Source organism: Campylobacter ureolyticus ACS-301-V-Sch3b (genome assembly GCF_000413435.1).
GTDB lineage: Bacteria > Campylobacterota > Campylobacteria > Campylobacterales > Campylobacteraceae > Campylobacter_B > Campylobacter_B ureolyticus_A.
Genome location: NZ_KE340326.1, coordinates 471,271 through 485,217, shown reverse-complemented (window position 1 = coordinate 485,217; position 13,947 = coordinate 471,271). Strand labels below are relative to the sequence as shown.

The following is a 13,947-nucleotide window of genomic DNA, read 5'->3' as shown; positions in this document are numbered from 1 at the left end:
AAATGACAAATACAATAATCATAATTGAAAGCCCAAACAAATGCGATAAAATCGCAAAAATTACAGGTGCAAAAGTTTATGCAACACAAGGACATTTTAAAGAATTAAGTAAAGAAATTGTAAAAGATTATGAAAATTATGAACCGATATTTGAATTTAAAGAAGCAAAAAAAGGAAAAATTAATGCAATATTTAATGATTGCAAAGGTAAAGATGTAATTGTAGCAACAGACCCTGACCGAGAGGGCTATGGAATCGGTTACATGGTGTATGACACAATCAAAAATATAGCAAATAGTGTAAAAAGGGCAGAATTCCACGAAATAACAGAAAGTGGAATTAAAAAAGGGCTTGAAAAAGCTGTACCATTTGCAAACTCAAATTTAAAAGAATTTGATAGCTTCAAAGCAAGAGCAGTTGGCGATAAGTTGGTGGGCTTTATAATGTCGCCAACTTATATCAATAAATTAAATGATAAAAATTTAAGCGTAGGAAGAGTTCAAACTCCAGCACTTGCCTTGATCGTAAAAAGAGAGTTAGAAATAAAGGAATTTTTAGAAAATCCAGCCTCAAAACAAGTAAGCTACAAATTAAAAGCAAATTTAAAGACAAAAGATGGCGTAGAATTTAGTGCAATTAATGACAATATTTTTACACAAAAAGATGAAGCAGAAGCAAAAATAAAAGATTTAAATGGATCATTAGCAAAAGTTTATCAAATAGAGACAAAACAAAGCGAAATTAAACCATCAGCACCACTAAGAACAAGTCAATTACAAGAAAGTGCAAATAAAAAGCTAGGATTTTCAAGTGATAAAACAATGAGCCTAGCTCAGAAGTTATTTGAAAAAGGATTAATAACATATCATAGAACAGATAGTAATGCATTATCAAACGAATTTATAAACGAAGTAGAGTCAAAATTCAAAGAAAATGAGTGGTATCAAAAAAGAGAATATAAAGCAGGAGCTCAAAGCCAAGCCGAAGCTCACGAAGCTATAAGAATATCGCATGTGCATGAATATAGTAAAATTGATGAAATAGCAAAAAATGAAAATTTATCAGATGATGAAAAAGCATTATATGAGTTAATCTTTTTAAATTCAATTCTAAGTCAAGCCAAAAATGCTATCAATGAAAATACTACATACGACATAGATATTAAAACTCTTAGCTTTAAAACCAAAACAAGTAAATGCGTTTATAAAGGTTTTAAAGGGGCTTTAAAGCAAGAAGATGAAGATAATGAAGATAAAGACAAAGACTTATTAGAAATAACGCTAAATTTACAACAAAACGACGAGTTGCAAATAATAGGATTTGAATTGCAAGAAGTTAAAAAACAAGCTCCACAACACTATAAAGAAAGCAATTTTATCTCCCTTTTAGAAAAAGAAGGTATCGGAAGACCAAGTACATACGCTTCATTTTTACCGATTTTACTAAAAAGAGATTTTATAGAAATACAAACAAAAGGTAAAAATAACAATATTGTAGCCACAAATAAAGGTATGAATTTCATTGAAACAATAAAAAATGATGATGAATGGATCACGCAAAGTGAATTCACAAAACAGATGGAAAGTGTGCTAGATGAAATAAGCAGTGGTAAAGTAAATTATTTAGATTTTATAAAGCCACTACACGAAAAAATGAGTTTTAAAAAGATAAATAGCGGAGAGACTAAACCACCAAGCGAAAAACAGCTTGAATGGGCTAGAAATTTATCAAAAAATTTAAATATAGAACTGCCAAAAGATATTGAAAAAAGCTGGAAAATTTGCTCGGAATTTATAGAAAAGAATAAAGATAAAGATATCAGACCACCAAGTGAAAAGCAAATCGCATTAGCAAAAAAGTTGGCACAAAGTAACAATGTAGAGCTTCCAAAAGATATAGAAAAAAATGTCAAAGTGTGTTCTAAATTTATAGATAAATACATAAAGAAAAAATAAGGAAATAAAATGTCTAATACCAAAGAAACAAAAAATTATACAATGAAAGATATATATTGCGTTCAAGACTATGAAAAGTTAAAAGATGAAAAATTTTTAACACCTTACAGTCCAAAATATCTATTTGACATTATAAATCTAAAAGAAGAAATTAAAAATAAATTAAGCGAGTTAGAAAAAACATTGGACAGATTAAAAAACTTAGAAAAAGGGGGTGTAGAAAAACTATCTGACAATGTAAAAAACTATTTAAGTGATGAAAAAAAAGAATTATTGTTTTATATAGAAATAATAGCACAAAGAACATTGATGAAATAAAGAAATAATATGAAACATAGAACACCAAAAGAAATTTTTAATTTTAGAAGCGTGGAAGATGACAAAGAGTTTTATGATAAAAAATTAAAAAAAATACATAATAATTTTGAAAAAATGCTTACTGAAATTTTTAGAAATAATTTTGAAAATATTCCTAATATAATAAACAACATAGTAACAAAAGAACACAATAATGTAGTTGAAGCACTTATAGAGACAATGAAATATCATGTAGAGTATGAATTGGAATTAAAAGAAAGAATATTTTTTCTCGCTGATTTAACCGAGCTTACTTATGAAAAATATGAAAAACTAGAAAATTTAATAGAAAAATATTTGTACGAAAAAAAACAAGAAAGGAAATAAAATGGGGGTGTTTAAAGATTTTTATAGAGTCTCTGAAGCCAATGACTATTTTATAAACATGTCTATACCTATAATGCAAGAAAAAATATTAAATTTAAAAAATAGTATTCACGAAGAAAATTTAGAAAAATTTATACCAGAAATAAAAAACCACTTATCATTTCAATTAAAGAAAATAAAAAATGAAATAGAAAATGCTGAAAAGCTAATAGAAAAATTAGACTGCATAGAAGAACGCAAATATGAAGAGTGGGAATTATAAAGCATTGAATGAAAAAAGGGAAGAAATGAGTCAAATTTTCAATATTCAAAGCAATAACAACGAAAAGCAAAGCTGGATGGATGACAAAGAAAAAAAGCCAAATATCTATCTCATGAGAGCAAAATACGAAGTTGATGATGAATTTTATACAAGCTTTGATGAAATAAGAGAAGAACTTGAAGACTATAAAATTCACTTTAAAAATAAAATTATGGTATGTCCCTGCAATGATGGAAAGAAAAGCAATTTTTACAGATATTTTGCTCTAAATTTTAAAACTTTAAAATTGAAAAAATTAATCACAACCACATTTAATATAAACGATCCAAAGGCAAAAGGAACGAAGATAGAAATAACAGCTGACAGCATAGAAGAGACAATACTTGAAGGTAGTGGTGATTTTAGAAGCCAAGAAGTAAAAGAAATAATAGCAAATGCAGATGTAATTGTTACAAATCCGCCTTTTTCCCTTTTTAGAGATTTAATAGACATTGTACAAGAAAAAAATAAGAAATTTTTAATAGTTGGAGCAACATACTCAATAACATATAAAAAGATTTTTGAACTTTATAAAAAAGGTAAAATTTGGCTAGGAAATAATCAAGTAAATATATTTACACGACCTGATGGAAGTAAAAAAAGATTTTCAAATGTATCATGGTTTACAAATTTAAAAAGTATGAAAAATTTTGAAGGTATAAGGCTAACTAAAAAATATAAAGGAAATGAGTGTAAGTACCCAGAATATGATAATTATAAAATAATTGAAGTAACAAATTTAAAAAATATTCCAGTTGATTATGACGGAGTAATGGGCATTCCACTAACACTTTTTATAAAACATAATCCAGCCCAATTTAACATACTAGGGTGTGATTTTGAAATTAAAGAAAAATATCCTGAGCTAGTAAAATGGGACTATACAAAAAACAATACAAAATCAGCAATTTTAAATGGAAAAGAACTATTTACAAGAATTATAGTTCAAAAAGCAAACAATATAAAACCAAGAATCGTTTTAAAAAACCAAATTTAAAGGAGAAACAATGAACAATGCAATTTTATGTGGAAATTTAGGAAGTGATTGGGAGATACTACAAAGCCAATATGGAATAGTGGCAAAAAATAGTATAGCAATAACTAAAAAATATACACCAAAAGATAGCAATACTCAAGTAACAAGAACTCAGTGGCTTAAATTAGTTGCTTTCAACAAACAAGGCGAAATATTGGCACAATATACAAAAAAAGGAGATAAGTTACTCGTTCGTGGCGAAATTCAAACAAATGATTATGAAAACAATCAAGGAGAGCCTAGAACAAGCGTAAATATAAAAATAGAAGAATTCACACTTCTAGGATCAAAGAACCAAGAAGAAAAAGAAACAAATTTTAATAATTATTCAGATGGTAATATTGAGAAGATGTATGAAGATGTTTTTTTAGAGCAATCAAATAACTACACCCAAGCTTATCAAAACCAAAACAAAAATAACAAACAACACAATACAACAAAAAATAATCAACAAAATAGCAATAAAATGCAAGGGCAAGGAAATTGGAATAATCAAACACAAGTACAAAACAGCCAAACAAATGGCAACACATCAAACTTCAACAACATCCAATCACAACATCAAAACATAGGTCAAACAGACAATGAAAAAAAGAGAAATTAAGCTATTTAACAGCCCACTTAAAGTATTTATGTGGGTATTTTTTGTAGTAAACTTATTAGGTTTTGGGGTAAATTTTATACTTTATTTTTTTAATAAGCCAAATAGAGTAGAAACTTTGCTAAATGCTGATTTTTTCTTTATAGCTATGGCAATAATATGCTATATAGCTTTTAATCTAATTTTATATCTAATCATAAAAATACATTTTTTATTATCAAAAAAAGAGTAATCAATATGGGGCTAAAATTTAATTTTAATTTTAGCCCATTTTTGAACTTTAAGCTTTAACTAAGATTTTACTATCCTTTGTTTTTCCCCTTTTTGTCGTGGTTTGTAGTTATTTGCAAAATGTCAAAAAATTACAAAATGTGCCGTTACCCATAGGGCTTTTGTATTTTCTTTAAAAAAGGGAGAGAAAGCAGATTTTAGCTTAAAATAAGCTTAAATATTATTGTTATTTTTATGTTTTTTTATTATTTTTATATTTGTATTTTTTATTTTATTTAGTTATTTTAATTTTGTTTTATTTTAATATTTATTATTTTTTAAGTTATAAAATGGTATAATTTGAATTATAAAAAGGATGTTAAACATCCAAAAATAAAAAAGCAAAAGGTGTTGAAATGAACAAATTTAAAAAATACTGCCCAAATGTATGGATAGCAGAATGTGAAGCAGAACATACCAAAGGAGAAATAATAGAATTAACCACCAAATATGGCAAATGTGTAGAATGTGAAGTATATAATTTACTTTATAAAAAAGATAATAAATTTTATTATTCAATTATAAGACTAGATGAAAGTTATGCACAAAGAAGATTAAATAAACACCAAAATGCACAAGTAAGACATGAAAAACTAAGTAAAAAATGGTATGAAAAATCACAAGAAGATAAAGAATTTTTAAGCCTAGGAGAGCCGATCAAAGTAGGACACCACAGCGAACATAGGCATCGCAAATTACTAGAAAGAAATTGGAATAGACTTGAAAATTCAATTAAACACTCAGATATAGCAGAAGCAAGGCAAACAAAAATAGATTACTGGGAAAATAAACTAAAAGAGATAAATCTATCTATGCCAGAGAGCTTGGAGTATTTTACATTAAAACTTGAAAATGCAATAAAGGAACATAATGGGCTAAAAGATGGTTCAATACCAAAAGAGCATAATTACAGCGTAACTTACGCAAATAATGCAGTTAAGGATTTTAGAAAGAAAGTAGAAATAGCAAATAAATTATGGGCTTAGAAACAAATAAAAATAAAAAGGATTAAAAATGGAAAAAATAAATAACATCATAATGGAAAACCCAACAGTTACTTTATTAAATATAGTTATGCTTATTCTTTATACTATAGCTATATCGAAATTAAATAAAGAAATGGAAAATTCTAAAAATGAAGGAATATTTATATTTATGGGAATAATATTAACTATAATATATGGACTAACTGTCTATGTTTCAATTCAATTATAATGAAACACAAATCATAAAAGTGAAAAAGGGGATAAAAAATGACACTAGAGCAAGAGCAACATATAGAAAAACTATTGAAAGAGTGGAGAGATGAAAGACATTTATCCATAGAAAGTCAAAGAGATGGCTTAATGGGTAATTTATGTGAAGAGATGGCTGAATACTATAGAGCAAATGGCACTTATGAGCAGATAGACGCTCTGTGTGATATCTATGTGTTTTGTATGAACTCATTAAATATTAGTTTTATAGATTTAAAAAATATGTTAGAACCTCATTTAAAGGCTCTCACAATAAATGTTGAACATAGATTTTTTATTTTAAGTCAAATTGACAAATATTATAAAGTAAGTAAGAACATTGGAATAAAAAACTCTTATAGTGAAACTGAGTTTAATAAAAATCTATACATATTAATGAGAAGTGTAGAAAATGAAGCCGTAAAATTAGGCTATAACTTTCATGAATGCATGTTAGAAACTGTTAAAGAAATTAGCAGCAGGACAGGTCATTTTGATGAAAACATACACAAATTTGTAAAGTCGAAGAATAAATAAAAGGGAGACAAAATGATTATATCAATTTGTAACGAAAAAGGTGGAAGTGGAAAAAGCACATTAGCTACAAATATAGCCATAAATCAAGGAATAGTTAAAAACAAATTTATGCTATTAATTGATACGGATCCACAAAAATCAATAGCTACATTTCTAAATATAAGAAATGAAGAAAACCATAATAAAGCTTTTGATTTTGCATATAAATACGGCGAAAATTTAAAAGAATTTTTGCAAAACGATAAAGGGGAAAAAGATATATTAATAGACACAGGTGGAAGAGATAGCAGAGAAATGCGAATAGCAATTGCATTAAGCGATATAGTGATAATTCCAACAATTCCAAGCCAGTTTGATGTAAGTGTTTTAGATAAAATGATAAATGTCGTAAAAATGGCAAAAGAGCAAAACAACAAACTCATAGCATATATTGTTATTAACAGGGCATCTCCAAATCCAGTTTTATATAAAAAAATTGAAAGTCTCATAAGCTATATAAACGACATAGAAGAAGATTATATAAAATTAGCAGATACGATTATTTATGAAAGAGAAAGATATAAAATTGCAACACAACTTGGACTTGGAGTAGTTGAAATTAATGATGGCAACAAAGCAGAAAATGAAATAAAAAATTTATGTAATGAAATTTTATAAAATTATGCTTTTATTTTTTAAATTTTAGTATTTTTTTATATTATTTATTATATTTTTAGTTATAATAATTCTATAAAATACTTTTTAAATATTTTTTATTTCATTATTTATTAAGACAAAAGGGAGAAAAAATGAATTTTAAAAAAACAACAAATTCAATTGAAAATTTAGATAGTTTTATTGATGGAGCAGAAACACAAAAAGAATTATCATCTAAAAAAGGAAAAGAGTCATTTGGGGCAAAATTTTCAAAAGAGCTTGGAGTAAAAATAAGAAAAAAATACACAACATACACCTTAGCTAAATTTATAGAAAATTCACTTGTGTCACAAATTCCTTATATTAAAGACGAAGTTTTAGTTTGGATATTCGATCAAGCAAAATGGTACAACACAAGCATGAGTGAGTTTGTAAAATTTAAAATGGGATTAATAGAAGCACCACAGCCAAATGATGAAAAAATAAAAGAACGTATGACAAATTATATTATTTATATAAGCCATGAAAACAAAGAATTAATCCGCAAAATAGCTGACAATTTAGGAGTAAGTATGGCTACATATTCAGAAATTAAGCTCACAGCAACATATGAGTTAAAAGATATTTTTACATTTGATCAAATAATGCAATTCAGAGCAGAAGCTATGAATTTTGATTTAGATTTAGAAGAATACATAGCAATGAGAATAAAGGGATAGAAAATAAATAAAGATTGAAATATTTAAGATTAATTTAAGTTGCCACAAGCCCTAGAAAGCAAAAACTAAATTTAAGTTGATGTAGTATAGGGCTAAATGGCTTTAAACGGCTTGTTCGTTAAGTATAAATTTAAACGAATATCCAGTGATTTCTTTTTTATTGTTTTTTGAAAATTCTTTTTCAAACATAAGCTTTTTAAAGTATTTTTCGTTAAGCTCATTAACTGATGGTTCAATCACTCTACTGTTAATATTCGTTGATTTGTAGTTTTCAGGTACAGACATTAAATTTTCAAAATCTTTTCTAGTAAATTTAACACATTTAAAACCATCTTTATCAGGTTTTAGATTATCGTATTGGTGCAAAAGGCGATAAAGGGTTTTTGCAAATTTACCATTAATTGAAACAAAATCGTAAAGATCAATTTTCATAAAATTTAAAGTTCCAAACAATATATTTAATGCAATTGGATTTACTTTAAAATTTAAAACCTGTTTGTTTCTGAAAGTTTTCATTTCGGTAAAAAATACACCGACTGTAGTAATTTCATCATCATATGTAAGCTCTATTGTTCTATAAATCGCCGCACCATTCATGCCCAAAACCTTATCTCTAAAAATTTTAATTTCATTATTAAATCTAGTTTTATTTATATCTTTTTCATAAAATTTTATTAGTTCAGAGTATGGCATTTCAATAAAGCCTCTATTTTCAGAGTAGCCCATTTGTTTCGCATACCAACAAATTGTAAAAAAAATATCGTAATCTCTAGCTGTGAAATTTACAGGAAATAATATAGAATTCATTTTATTACGAAAAACAAGAGTTCCATTTGGTGTTTTTTTAATTTTTTTTATAGCCTCTATCACAAATTTATCCTCTCTAAAATAGAAAGAAAATTCGCTCATTTTTACCCCTTTTTTATAAAATATGGGTAAATTATAAGATACCTTTATTGTATTGTAACTTAAATTAGCTAAAATAAAAACTTTGAAAGGAATTAATGAAAAAATTTAGGCAAGTTTTAGCAGATATTAACGAACTTATTGTTTTTAAGCACTCAGTTTTTGCTCTGCCATTTATTTTTATAGCTATGATTACGGCTTCAAAACTTGAAAATAACACGATGTGGTTTGGGTGGAGACTACTTATTTTAGGAATTTTATGCGCAGTAAGTGCAAGAAGTTTTGCTATGGCTTTTAATAGATTTATGGACAAAGACATAGATGAACCAAATCCAAGATGTGCAAATAGACCAAGTGTTGATGGAAGAATTGGAAAGACAAATTTACTTATTTTCATAGGAGTAAATGCTTTAATTTTTATAATAGTAGCATATTTTATAAATAGTTTAGCCTTTTATTTATCATTTCCAATTTTACTTTTTTTGGGTGGATATTCAATTTTTAAAAGATTTTCACAAACCGCTCATATAGTGCTTGGATTTTGTCTAGGGCTTGCTCCAATAGCAGGAAGTGTAGCAGTTTTAGGAGCTATTCCTCTTTGGGCGATTTTATTGTGTTTTGGAGTTGCTTTTTGGGTAGCTGGGTTTGACATACTCTACTCACTTCAAGATATGGAATATGATAAAAAAGCTGGTCTTTATAGCATCCCAGCATGTTATGGAAGCAAAGCAGCTATGTTTATTTCAAGTATTTTTCACGCAATTACAATTTTATTTTGGTTACTTTTTTGCATGGCTTCAAATTTGGGATTTTTTGCGTATTTAGGTGTTATAATTTCAGCTATTATTTTGTATAAAGAACATGAGATTGTGAATAAAGACTTTACTAAAATAGACAAAGCATTTTTTACACTAAATGGTTATTTGGGGATAATGTTTTTTTGTTTTATATTTTTAGATTTAAAGATTTAAAATCTTGGCATATTTAAATAAAAGTTTCTTAGCCCACTCACTTACATACAAAAAGTATGCTCGCATTGTGGGACTAAAAAACTTTTGCCTAACTACGCCTATTTTTGAAAATCTATTTTTATAACTTTTAAAATTTTAAAAGAGCGAAGCATAGATTTTCAAAAATAGGCGGTATTATAAAAAACTTTTTGAACTTTCAAGCAAGCGGACTTTGTGTCCGCGACCGAAGACAAGTTTGAAAAGTTTTTTAATAAGCTCGTCAAGCTTTTAAATCTTTTTAAAAAAAGGAGAAAAAATGGATGCTAATAGCATTATTATTTTAGGACTTTGCGTAGTGCTTTTTATAGTGCTAATTTTACTTTATGTAAAAGACAGCCAAACAAATAAAAAATTTGATAGATATGATCATATAGTCAATGATAATATGAATGAAATTTTTATCTTAAAAAAAGAGGTTGCAAAACTAAAAGAAGAACTTGAAATGTTTGATATAGGCATACTTGCTGATGAGCTTGATAAACAAATCGATGATAAGATTGAGCCTGTTATTAAGTCTTTGCAAAACATAGATAAACTTGTTAATAAATAAAATTTATTTGTGTTAAATTTAAAAAAGTCTTTTATAATCCAACAAAAGGACAAAAGATGTTAATAGACGGGCATGGAAGAGTTGTTGATTATTTAAGAGTTTCTGTTACTGAAAGATGTAATTTTAGATGCAAGTATTGTATGCCAGATAAGCCATTTGAATGGGTACCGCATGAAAAAATTTTAAGCTTTGAAGAGTTGTTTTTATTTATAAAAGTTGCGATTGATGAGGGTGTTAAAAAAATAAGAATAACAGGCGGAGAGCCTTTAGTTAGAAAAGATACTGATAAATTTATCAAAATGATAAGTGATTATGCCCCAAATATTGATTTAGCGATGACTACGAATGGATATTTCTTAAAAGATTTTGCTAAAAAACTAAAAGATAGTGGACTAAAAAGAATTAATATGTCCCTTGATACCTTAAACAAAGAAAAAGCTTTTAAATTAACTGGAAAAAACGTCCTTGAAAAAGTTATAAGTGGCTTTGAAGAAGCCCTAAATGTTGGACTTAAAGTTAAATTAAACTGTGTAGCTTTAAAAAATTTTAACGATGATGAGCTTATAAATCTTTTAGAATTTGCTAAAAATCACGGATGCGAAATTAGATTTATCGAATATATGGAAAATATCCATGCAAAAAACTTTTTAAAAAGTCTTAAAAAAGATGAAATTTTAACTATTTTATCAAGCAAATTTAAATTCAAAGAAAGCGTTAAAAAACTAAACTCCCCAGCCACTCTTTTTGAGCTAGAAGATGGATATAAATTTGGAATAATTGACCCACACAAACACGATTTTTGCGATACTTGTAATAGAATTAGACTAAGTGCGGAAGGGCTTTTAATACCTTGTTTGTATTTTGAAGATGCACTAAGCATAAAAGAAGCTGTTAGAAGTGGCGATATTATAAAAGCAAGTGAAATTTTAAGAGAAGTTTTAAAAAACAAGCCTGAAAAAAATAGATGGGAAAACAGCGTAAATCAAAATGAAATTTCAAGTAGAGCTTTTTATAAAACTGGTGGCTAAAATATGAATAATTTTTTTAAATTTAGAGTAAAAAATTAAATGTCTTTAAATCTAGTTGAAGTATTTCACAGTATCCAAGGCGAGGGAAAATATACTGGCACAAATGCTATTTTCTTTCGTTTTGCTGGGTGTAATTTAAAATGTCAAGGCTTTAATGTAGTTAAAATTTCTCCAAAAACAGGAGAAGCTTTAAAAGGATGTGACACAATCAAAGCTGTTTTTACAAGTCATTTTAATTATGAAAAAATTGAATGCACAAAAACTCTTTTATCAAAAATTCCAAAACTAGATTATAAACCAGCCATTGTAATAACAGGCGGTGAGCCACTAATTCACCATAAAAATCCTATTTTTTATGATTTTATTAGCGAAATTTTACATCAAGGCTATGAAGTTCATTTTGAAACTAATGGAACGATTGAGATTGATTTTGATAAATTTCCTCTTTATAAAAACTGCATTTATGCAATTTCCATAAAACTTTCAATCTCAGGCGAAACAAAAGAAAAAAGGCTAAATTTCAAAGCTTTAAATTTATTAAAACAAAACACAAAAGAGTGCTTTTATAAATTTGTAATAAGTCCTAGCTTTAATCCAAATGATGAAATTTGTGAGATATTAAACGCTATTAAAAATGCTAAAAAAAGTGATGTTTTTTGTATGCCATTAGCTAAAAACATAGATGAACTTGAAAAAAATGCTAAATTTGTATTTAATTTCTGTCTTGAAAACGGCTATAATTATACAGATAGAGTTCATATTAGAATATTTAACGACAAAGAGGGTGTATGATAATAAGAAAAATTTATGACTTTGAAAATGCACATATTGTAAGATTTTGCTCTTCAAAACGCTGTAGGACGAGCATTCACGGACACTCATATAGGTGCGAAGTAATGCTTAGTTCAAATTTTTTAGACAGTGCTGGAATGGTATATGATTTTGGATTAATGAAACAAGGCATAAAAGTAATAATTGATAGTTTTGACCATGCTACAACACTTTTTTCAGGCGATAGCGATGAATATAAAAATGACATTAAAAAACACTCAAAAAGATGGGTAGAAATCCCACAAAATCCAAGCGCAGAGCAGTTTTGTAGAGTTTTTTTTATTTTAATTGACAGACTTTTAAGCCTTACAAACATGAACAATAATGAAAAAAATGTTACGCTTTATAGTATTATCGTTCATGAAACAGCCACTGGATATGCACAATGCTTTAGAGATGATGCATACAACGAAAATATGGGAAAAATAGAGCTTAAAGATATAAATTTTAGTCCTGAAATTTTAGCTGATTTAGATGATAAAGAGTTTTTTACAAAACTTAAAAATGGTTCTAAGTTTAATTTTTTAAAAGGTTGCTAAATGATAGAATTTTATGATTTAAGTCTTGCTTTACATAGTTTTTTCTCAAAGTTTTTTATAGCTTTAAGCTTGATTTTTTTGATTTTGATTTTTTCTAACTCACAAAATGGTATTAAATTTCATAAAAGAATAAGATTTTTTATACCACTTTATAGTTTTAGTCTTTCAGCTTTAATTTTTACAGGCATTATAATGTTACCTGTTATTAATTTTCACATAAGCTTTAAGGTTTTTTTGATGATTTTAGCTAGCATTATTTTTCCAGCATTTATTGGCATTAGCTTTAAAGCCTTAAAAAAGGGATATTACACAAAAAGTTATGAAAATTTTAAGAAAAAAGCTAAAATTTTAGTTATCATAATTTTAGCAATTACACTTATTTTGGAGATTTTATAAATGGTTTTTTTATATGATAAAAATGCCGGAGATGAGCTTTTAAAGATAAATGACTTTAAGCATCTAAAAGCTAGACGCGTTCAAACAAGTCAAAGAATTGATATAAGAAATTTAAGAGATAATTATAATTATATTTATGAAATAACAGAAATTTCAAAAAAAGAGATCTCTTTAGAACTTGTTTTTAAACATTCCCTACCAAAAGATGAGCTTTTTTTAAATATTGCATGGGCAGTTGTAGATCCTATAGTTATAGAAAAAACTCTTCCAACTTTAAATGAAATCGGAGTTAAAAAGATATTTTTTGTCTATACTGAGTTCTCACAAAAAAATTTTAAACTCGATTTAGAAAGATTTGAAAGAATTTTGATAAACTCATCACAACAATGTGGGCGAAACTCTATAATAGAGTTTGAAATTTATAGTAGTTTTGATGAGTTTTTAACTAAATTTGATAATATTGCGTTGGTAGATTTTGGTGGCGAAAAAATCCAAAATTTAAATAAAAATAAAATTTATTTTATAGGGCCTGAGGGCGGATTTAGCGAAAATGAAAGATTAAAAGTTAAAGATAGGGTTGGACTAAACTCGCCTTTTATTTTAAAATCAAATAGTGCTGTCGTAGGAATTGCATCAAAAATTTTACTTTAAATTTGATTTTTTATATTTTTTATAGTAAAATGCAGACTTATTCTAAATTCAAAACTAAAAAT

The 13,947-nt window shown here is 27.0% G+C and carries 19 protein-coding genes; 18 read left to right on the top strand and 1 reads right to left on the bottom strand.

What is annotated here, in order from left to right; genetic code table 11:
- Positions 1-2 precede the first annotated feature (2 nt).
- From HMPREF9309_RS02455 to HMPREF9309_RS02400, 11 genes are all read left to right on the top strand, one after another.
- Positions 3-1,955, top strand: coding sequence for a type IA DNA topoisomerase (locus tag HMPREF9309_RS02455; protein WP_016646347.1), 1,953 nt, complete (start codon positions 3-5; stop codon positions 1,953-1,955).
- A 9-nt stretch (positions 1,956-1,964) separates the two neighbouring features.
- The gene (locus HMPREF9309_RS02450; RefSeq protein ID WP_016646346.1) at positions 1,965-2,273 is read left to right on the top strand and encodes a hypothetical protein; all 309 of its coding nucleotides are present in this window, start codon (positions 1,965-1,967) and stop codon (positions 2,271-2,273) included.
- Positions 2,274-2,282: 9 nt separating this feature from the next.
- The gene (locus tag HMPREF9309_RS02445) at positions 2,283-2,639 is read left to right on the top strand and encodes a hypothetical protein (RefSeq protein ID WP_016646345.1); all 357 of its coding nucleotides are present in this window, start codon (positions 2,283-2,285) and stop codon (positions 2,637-2,639) included.
- Between the two features lies 1 nt (position 2,640).
- Positions 2,641-2,901, top strand: a complete 261-nt coding sequence (locus tag HMPREF9309_RS02440; protein WP_016646344.1) for a hypothetical protein — start codon at positions 2,641-2,643, stop codon at positions 2,899-2,901.
- A gap of 25 nt (positions 2,902-2,926) precedes the next feature.
- Entirely contained in the window at positions 2,927-3,937 is a 1,011-nt protein-coding gene (locus HMPREF9309_RS02435; RefSeq protein WP_034907650.1) for an adenine-specific methyltransferase EcoRI family protein, read from the top strand.
- Between the two features lie 10 nt (positions 3,938-3,947).
- Complete coding sequence (locus HMPREF9309_RS08745; RefSeq protein WP_016646342.1) at positions 3,948-4,580, top strand: single-stranded DNA-binding protein; 633 nt, start codon at positions 3,948-3,950, stop codon at positions 4,578-4,580.
- Between the two features lie 623 nt (positions 4,581-5,203).
- Complete coding sequence (locus tag HMPREF9309_RS02420; protein ID WP_016646340.1) at positions 5,204-5,833, top strand: DUF3560 domain-containing protein; 630 nt, start codon at positions 5,204-5,206, stop codon at positions 5,831-5,833.
- 28 nt (positions 5,834-5,861) lie between these two features.
- Entirely contained in the window at positions 5,862-6,062 is a 201-nt protein-coding gene (locus HMPREF9309_RS02415; protein WP_016646339.1) for a hypothetical protein, read from the top strand.
- A 38-nt stretch (positions 6,063-6,100) separates the two neighbouring features.
- Entirely contained in the window at positions 6,101-6,619 is a 519-nt protein-coding gene (locus HMPREF9309_RS02410) for a hypothetical protein (protein WP_016646337.1), read from the top strand.
- A gap of 12 nt (positions 6,620-6,631) precedes the next feature.
- On the top strand, positions 6,632-7,276 hold the full coding sequence (locus HMPREF9309_RS02405) for an AAA family ATPase (protein ID WP_016646336.1): 645 nt from the start codon (positions 6,632-6,634) through the stop codon (positions 7,274-7,276).
- A gap of 131 nt (positions 7,277-7,407) precedes the next feature.
- The gene (locus HMPREF9309_RS02400) at positions 7,408-7,974 is read left to right on the top strand and encodes a hypothetical protein (RefSeq protein WP_016646335.1); all 567 of its coding nucleotides are present in this window, start codon (positions 7,408-7,410) and stop codon (positions 7,972-7,974) included.
- Between the two features lie 102 nt (positions 7,975-8,076).
- On the opposite strand, the gene HMPREF9309_RS02395 is transcribed toward HMPREF9309_RS02400, so the two are convergent.
- Positions 8,077-8,883, bottom strand: coding sequence for a replication initiation protein (locus HMPREF9309_RS02395; protein ID WP_016646334.1), 807 nt, complete (start codon positions 8,881-8,883; stop codon positions 8,077-8,079).
- 95 nt (positions 8,884-8,978) lie between these two features.
- Here HMPREF9309_RS02395 and mqnP point away from each other — a divergent pair, with 95 nt between their 5' ends.
- From mqnP to HMPREF9309_RS02360, 7 genes are all read left to right on the top strand, one after another.
- Positions 8,979-9,851 (top strand): menaquinone biosynthesis prenyltransferase MqnP, encoded by an 873-nt coding sequence (mqnP, locus tag HMPREF9309_RS02390; protein ID WP_016646333.1) that lies wholly within the window; start codon positions 8,979-8,981, stop codon positions 9,849-9,851.
- Between the two features lie 295 nt (positions 9,852-10,146).
- Positions 10,147-10,440 (top strand): hypothetical protein, encoded by a 294-nt coding sequence (locus HMPREF9309_RS02385; RefSeq protein WP_016646332.1) that lies wholly within the window; start codon positions 10,147-10,149, stop codon positions 10,438-10,440.
- Positions 10,441-10,496: 56 nt separating this feature from the next.
- Positions 10,497-11,468: a GTP 3',8-cyclase MoaA gene (gene moaA / locus HMPREF9309_RS02380; RefSeq protein WP_016646331.1), complete on the top strand. Its 972-nt coding sequence runs from the start codon at positions 10,497-10,499 to the stop codon at positions 11,466-11,468.
- 39 nt (positions 11,469-11,507) lie between these two features.
- Positions 11,508-12,260 carry a 7-carboxy-7-deazaguanine synthase QueE gene (locus HMPREF9309_RS02375; RefSeq protein WP_016646330.1) on the top strand — a complete coding sequence of 251 codons (753 nt, stop codon included), beginning with the start codon at positions 11,508-11,510 and terminating at the stop codon, positions 12,258-12,260.
- Positions 12,257-12,838, top strand: a complete 582-nt coding sequence (locus HMPREF9309_RS02370; protein ID WP_016646329.1) for a 6-pyruvoyl trahydropterin synthase family protein — start codon at positions 12,257-12,259, stop codon at positions 12,836-12,838. The genes HMPREF9309_RS02375 and HMPREF9309_RS02370 overlap by 4 nt, the downstream gene beginning before the upstream one ends.
- A complete protein-coding gene (locus HMPREF9309_RS02365) occupies positions 12,839-13,234 on the top strand; it encodes a hypothetical protein (protein ID WP_016646328.1) in 396 nt (131 codons plus the stop codon).
- Complete coding sequence (locus HMPREF9309_RS02360) at positions 13,235-13,885, top strand: 16S rRNA (uracil(1498)-N(3))-methyltransferase (protein WP_016646327.1); 651 nt, start codon at positions 13,235-13,237, stop codon at positions 13,883-13,885.
- Positions 13,886-13,947 lie beyond the last annotated feature (62 nt).

Excerpts from the sequence above, each read along its gene's own strand:
- HMPREF9309_RS02455 (WP_016646347.1), top strand. The coding sequence starts at position 3 with ATGACAAATACAATAATCATAATTGAAAGCCCAAACAAATGCGATAAA.
- HMPREF9309_RS02450 (WP_016646346.1), top strand. The coding sequence starts at position 1,965 with ATGTCTAATACCAAAGAAACAAAAAATTATACAATGAAAGATATATAT.
- HMPREF9309_RS02445 (WP_016646345.1), top strand. The coding sequence starts at position 2,283 with ATGAAACATAGAACACCAAAAGAAATTTTTAATTTTAGAAGCGTGGAA.
- HMPREF9309_RS02440 (WP_016646344.1), top strand. The coding sequence starts at position 2,641 with ATGGGGGTGTTTAAAGATTTTTATAGAGTCTCTGAAGCCAATGACTAT.
- HMPREF9309_RS02435 (WP_034907650.1), top strand. The coding sequence starts at position 2,927 with ATGAGTCAAATTTTCAATATTCAAAGCAATAACAACGAAAAGCAAAGC.
- HMPREF9309_RS08745 (WP_016646342.1), top strand. The coding sequence starts at position 3,948 with ATGAACAATGCAATTTTATGTGGAAATTTAGGAAGTGATTGGGAGATA.
- HMPREF9309_RS02420 (WP_016646340.1), top strand. The coding sequence starts at position 5,204 with ATGAACAAATTTAAAAAATACTGCCCAAATGTATGGATAGCAGAATGT.
- HMPREF9309_RS02415 (WP_016646339.1), top strand. The coding sequence starts at position 5,862 with ATGGAAAAAATAAATAACATCATAATGGAAAACCCAACAGTTACTTTA.
- HMPREF9309_RS02410 (WP_016646337.1), top strand. The coding sequence starts at position 6,101 with ATGACACTAGAGCAAGAGCAACATATAGAAAAACTATTGAAAGAGTGG.
- HMPREF9309_RS02405 (WP_016646336.1), top strand. The coding sequence starts at position 6,632 with ATGATTATATCAATTTGTAACGAAAAAGGTGGAAGTGGAAAAAGCACA.
- HMPREF9309_RS02400 (WP_016646335.1), top strand. The coding sequence starts at position 7,408 with ATGAATTTTAAAAAAACAACAAATTCAATTGAAAATTTAGATAGTTTT.
- HMPREF9309_RS02395 (WP_016646334.1), bottom strand. The coding sequence starts at position 8,883 with ATGAGCGAATTTTCTTTCTATTTTAGAGAGGATAAATTTGTGATAGAG.
- mqnP (WP_016646333.1), top strand. The coding sequence starts at position 8,979 with ATGAAAAAATTTAGGCAAGTTTTAGCAGATATTAACGAACTTATTGTT.
- HMPREF9309_RS02385 (WP_016646332.1), top strand. The coding sequence starts at position 10,147 with ATGGATGCTAATAGCATTATTATTTTAGGACTTTGCGTAGTGCTTTTT.
- moaA (WP_016646331.1), top strand. The coding sequence starts at position 10,497 with ATGTTAATAGACGGGCATGGAAGAGTTGTTGATTATTTAAGAGTTTCT.
- HMPREF9309_RS02375 (WP_016646330.1), top strand. The coding sequence starts at position 11,508 with ATGTCTTTAAATCTAGTTGAAGTATTTCACAGTATCCAAGGCGAGGGA.
- HMPREF9309_RS02370 (WP_016646329.1), top strand. The coding sequence starts at position 12,257 with ATGATAATAAGAAAAATTTATGACTTTGAAAATGCACATATTGTAAGA.
- HMPREF9309_RS02365 (WP_016646328.1), top strand. The coding sequence starts at position 12,839 with ATGATAGAATTTTATGATTTAAGTCTTGCTTTACATAGTTTTTTCTCA.
- HMPREF9309_RS02360 (WP_016646327.1), top strand. The coding sequence starts at position 13,235 with ATGGTTTTTTTATATGATAAAAATGCCGGAGATGAGCTTTTAAAGATA.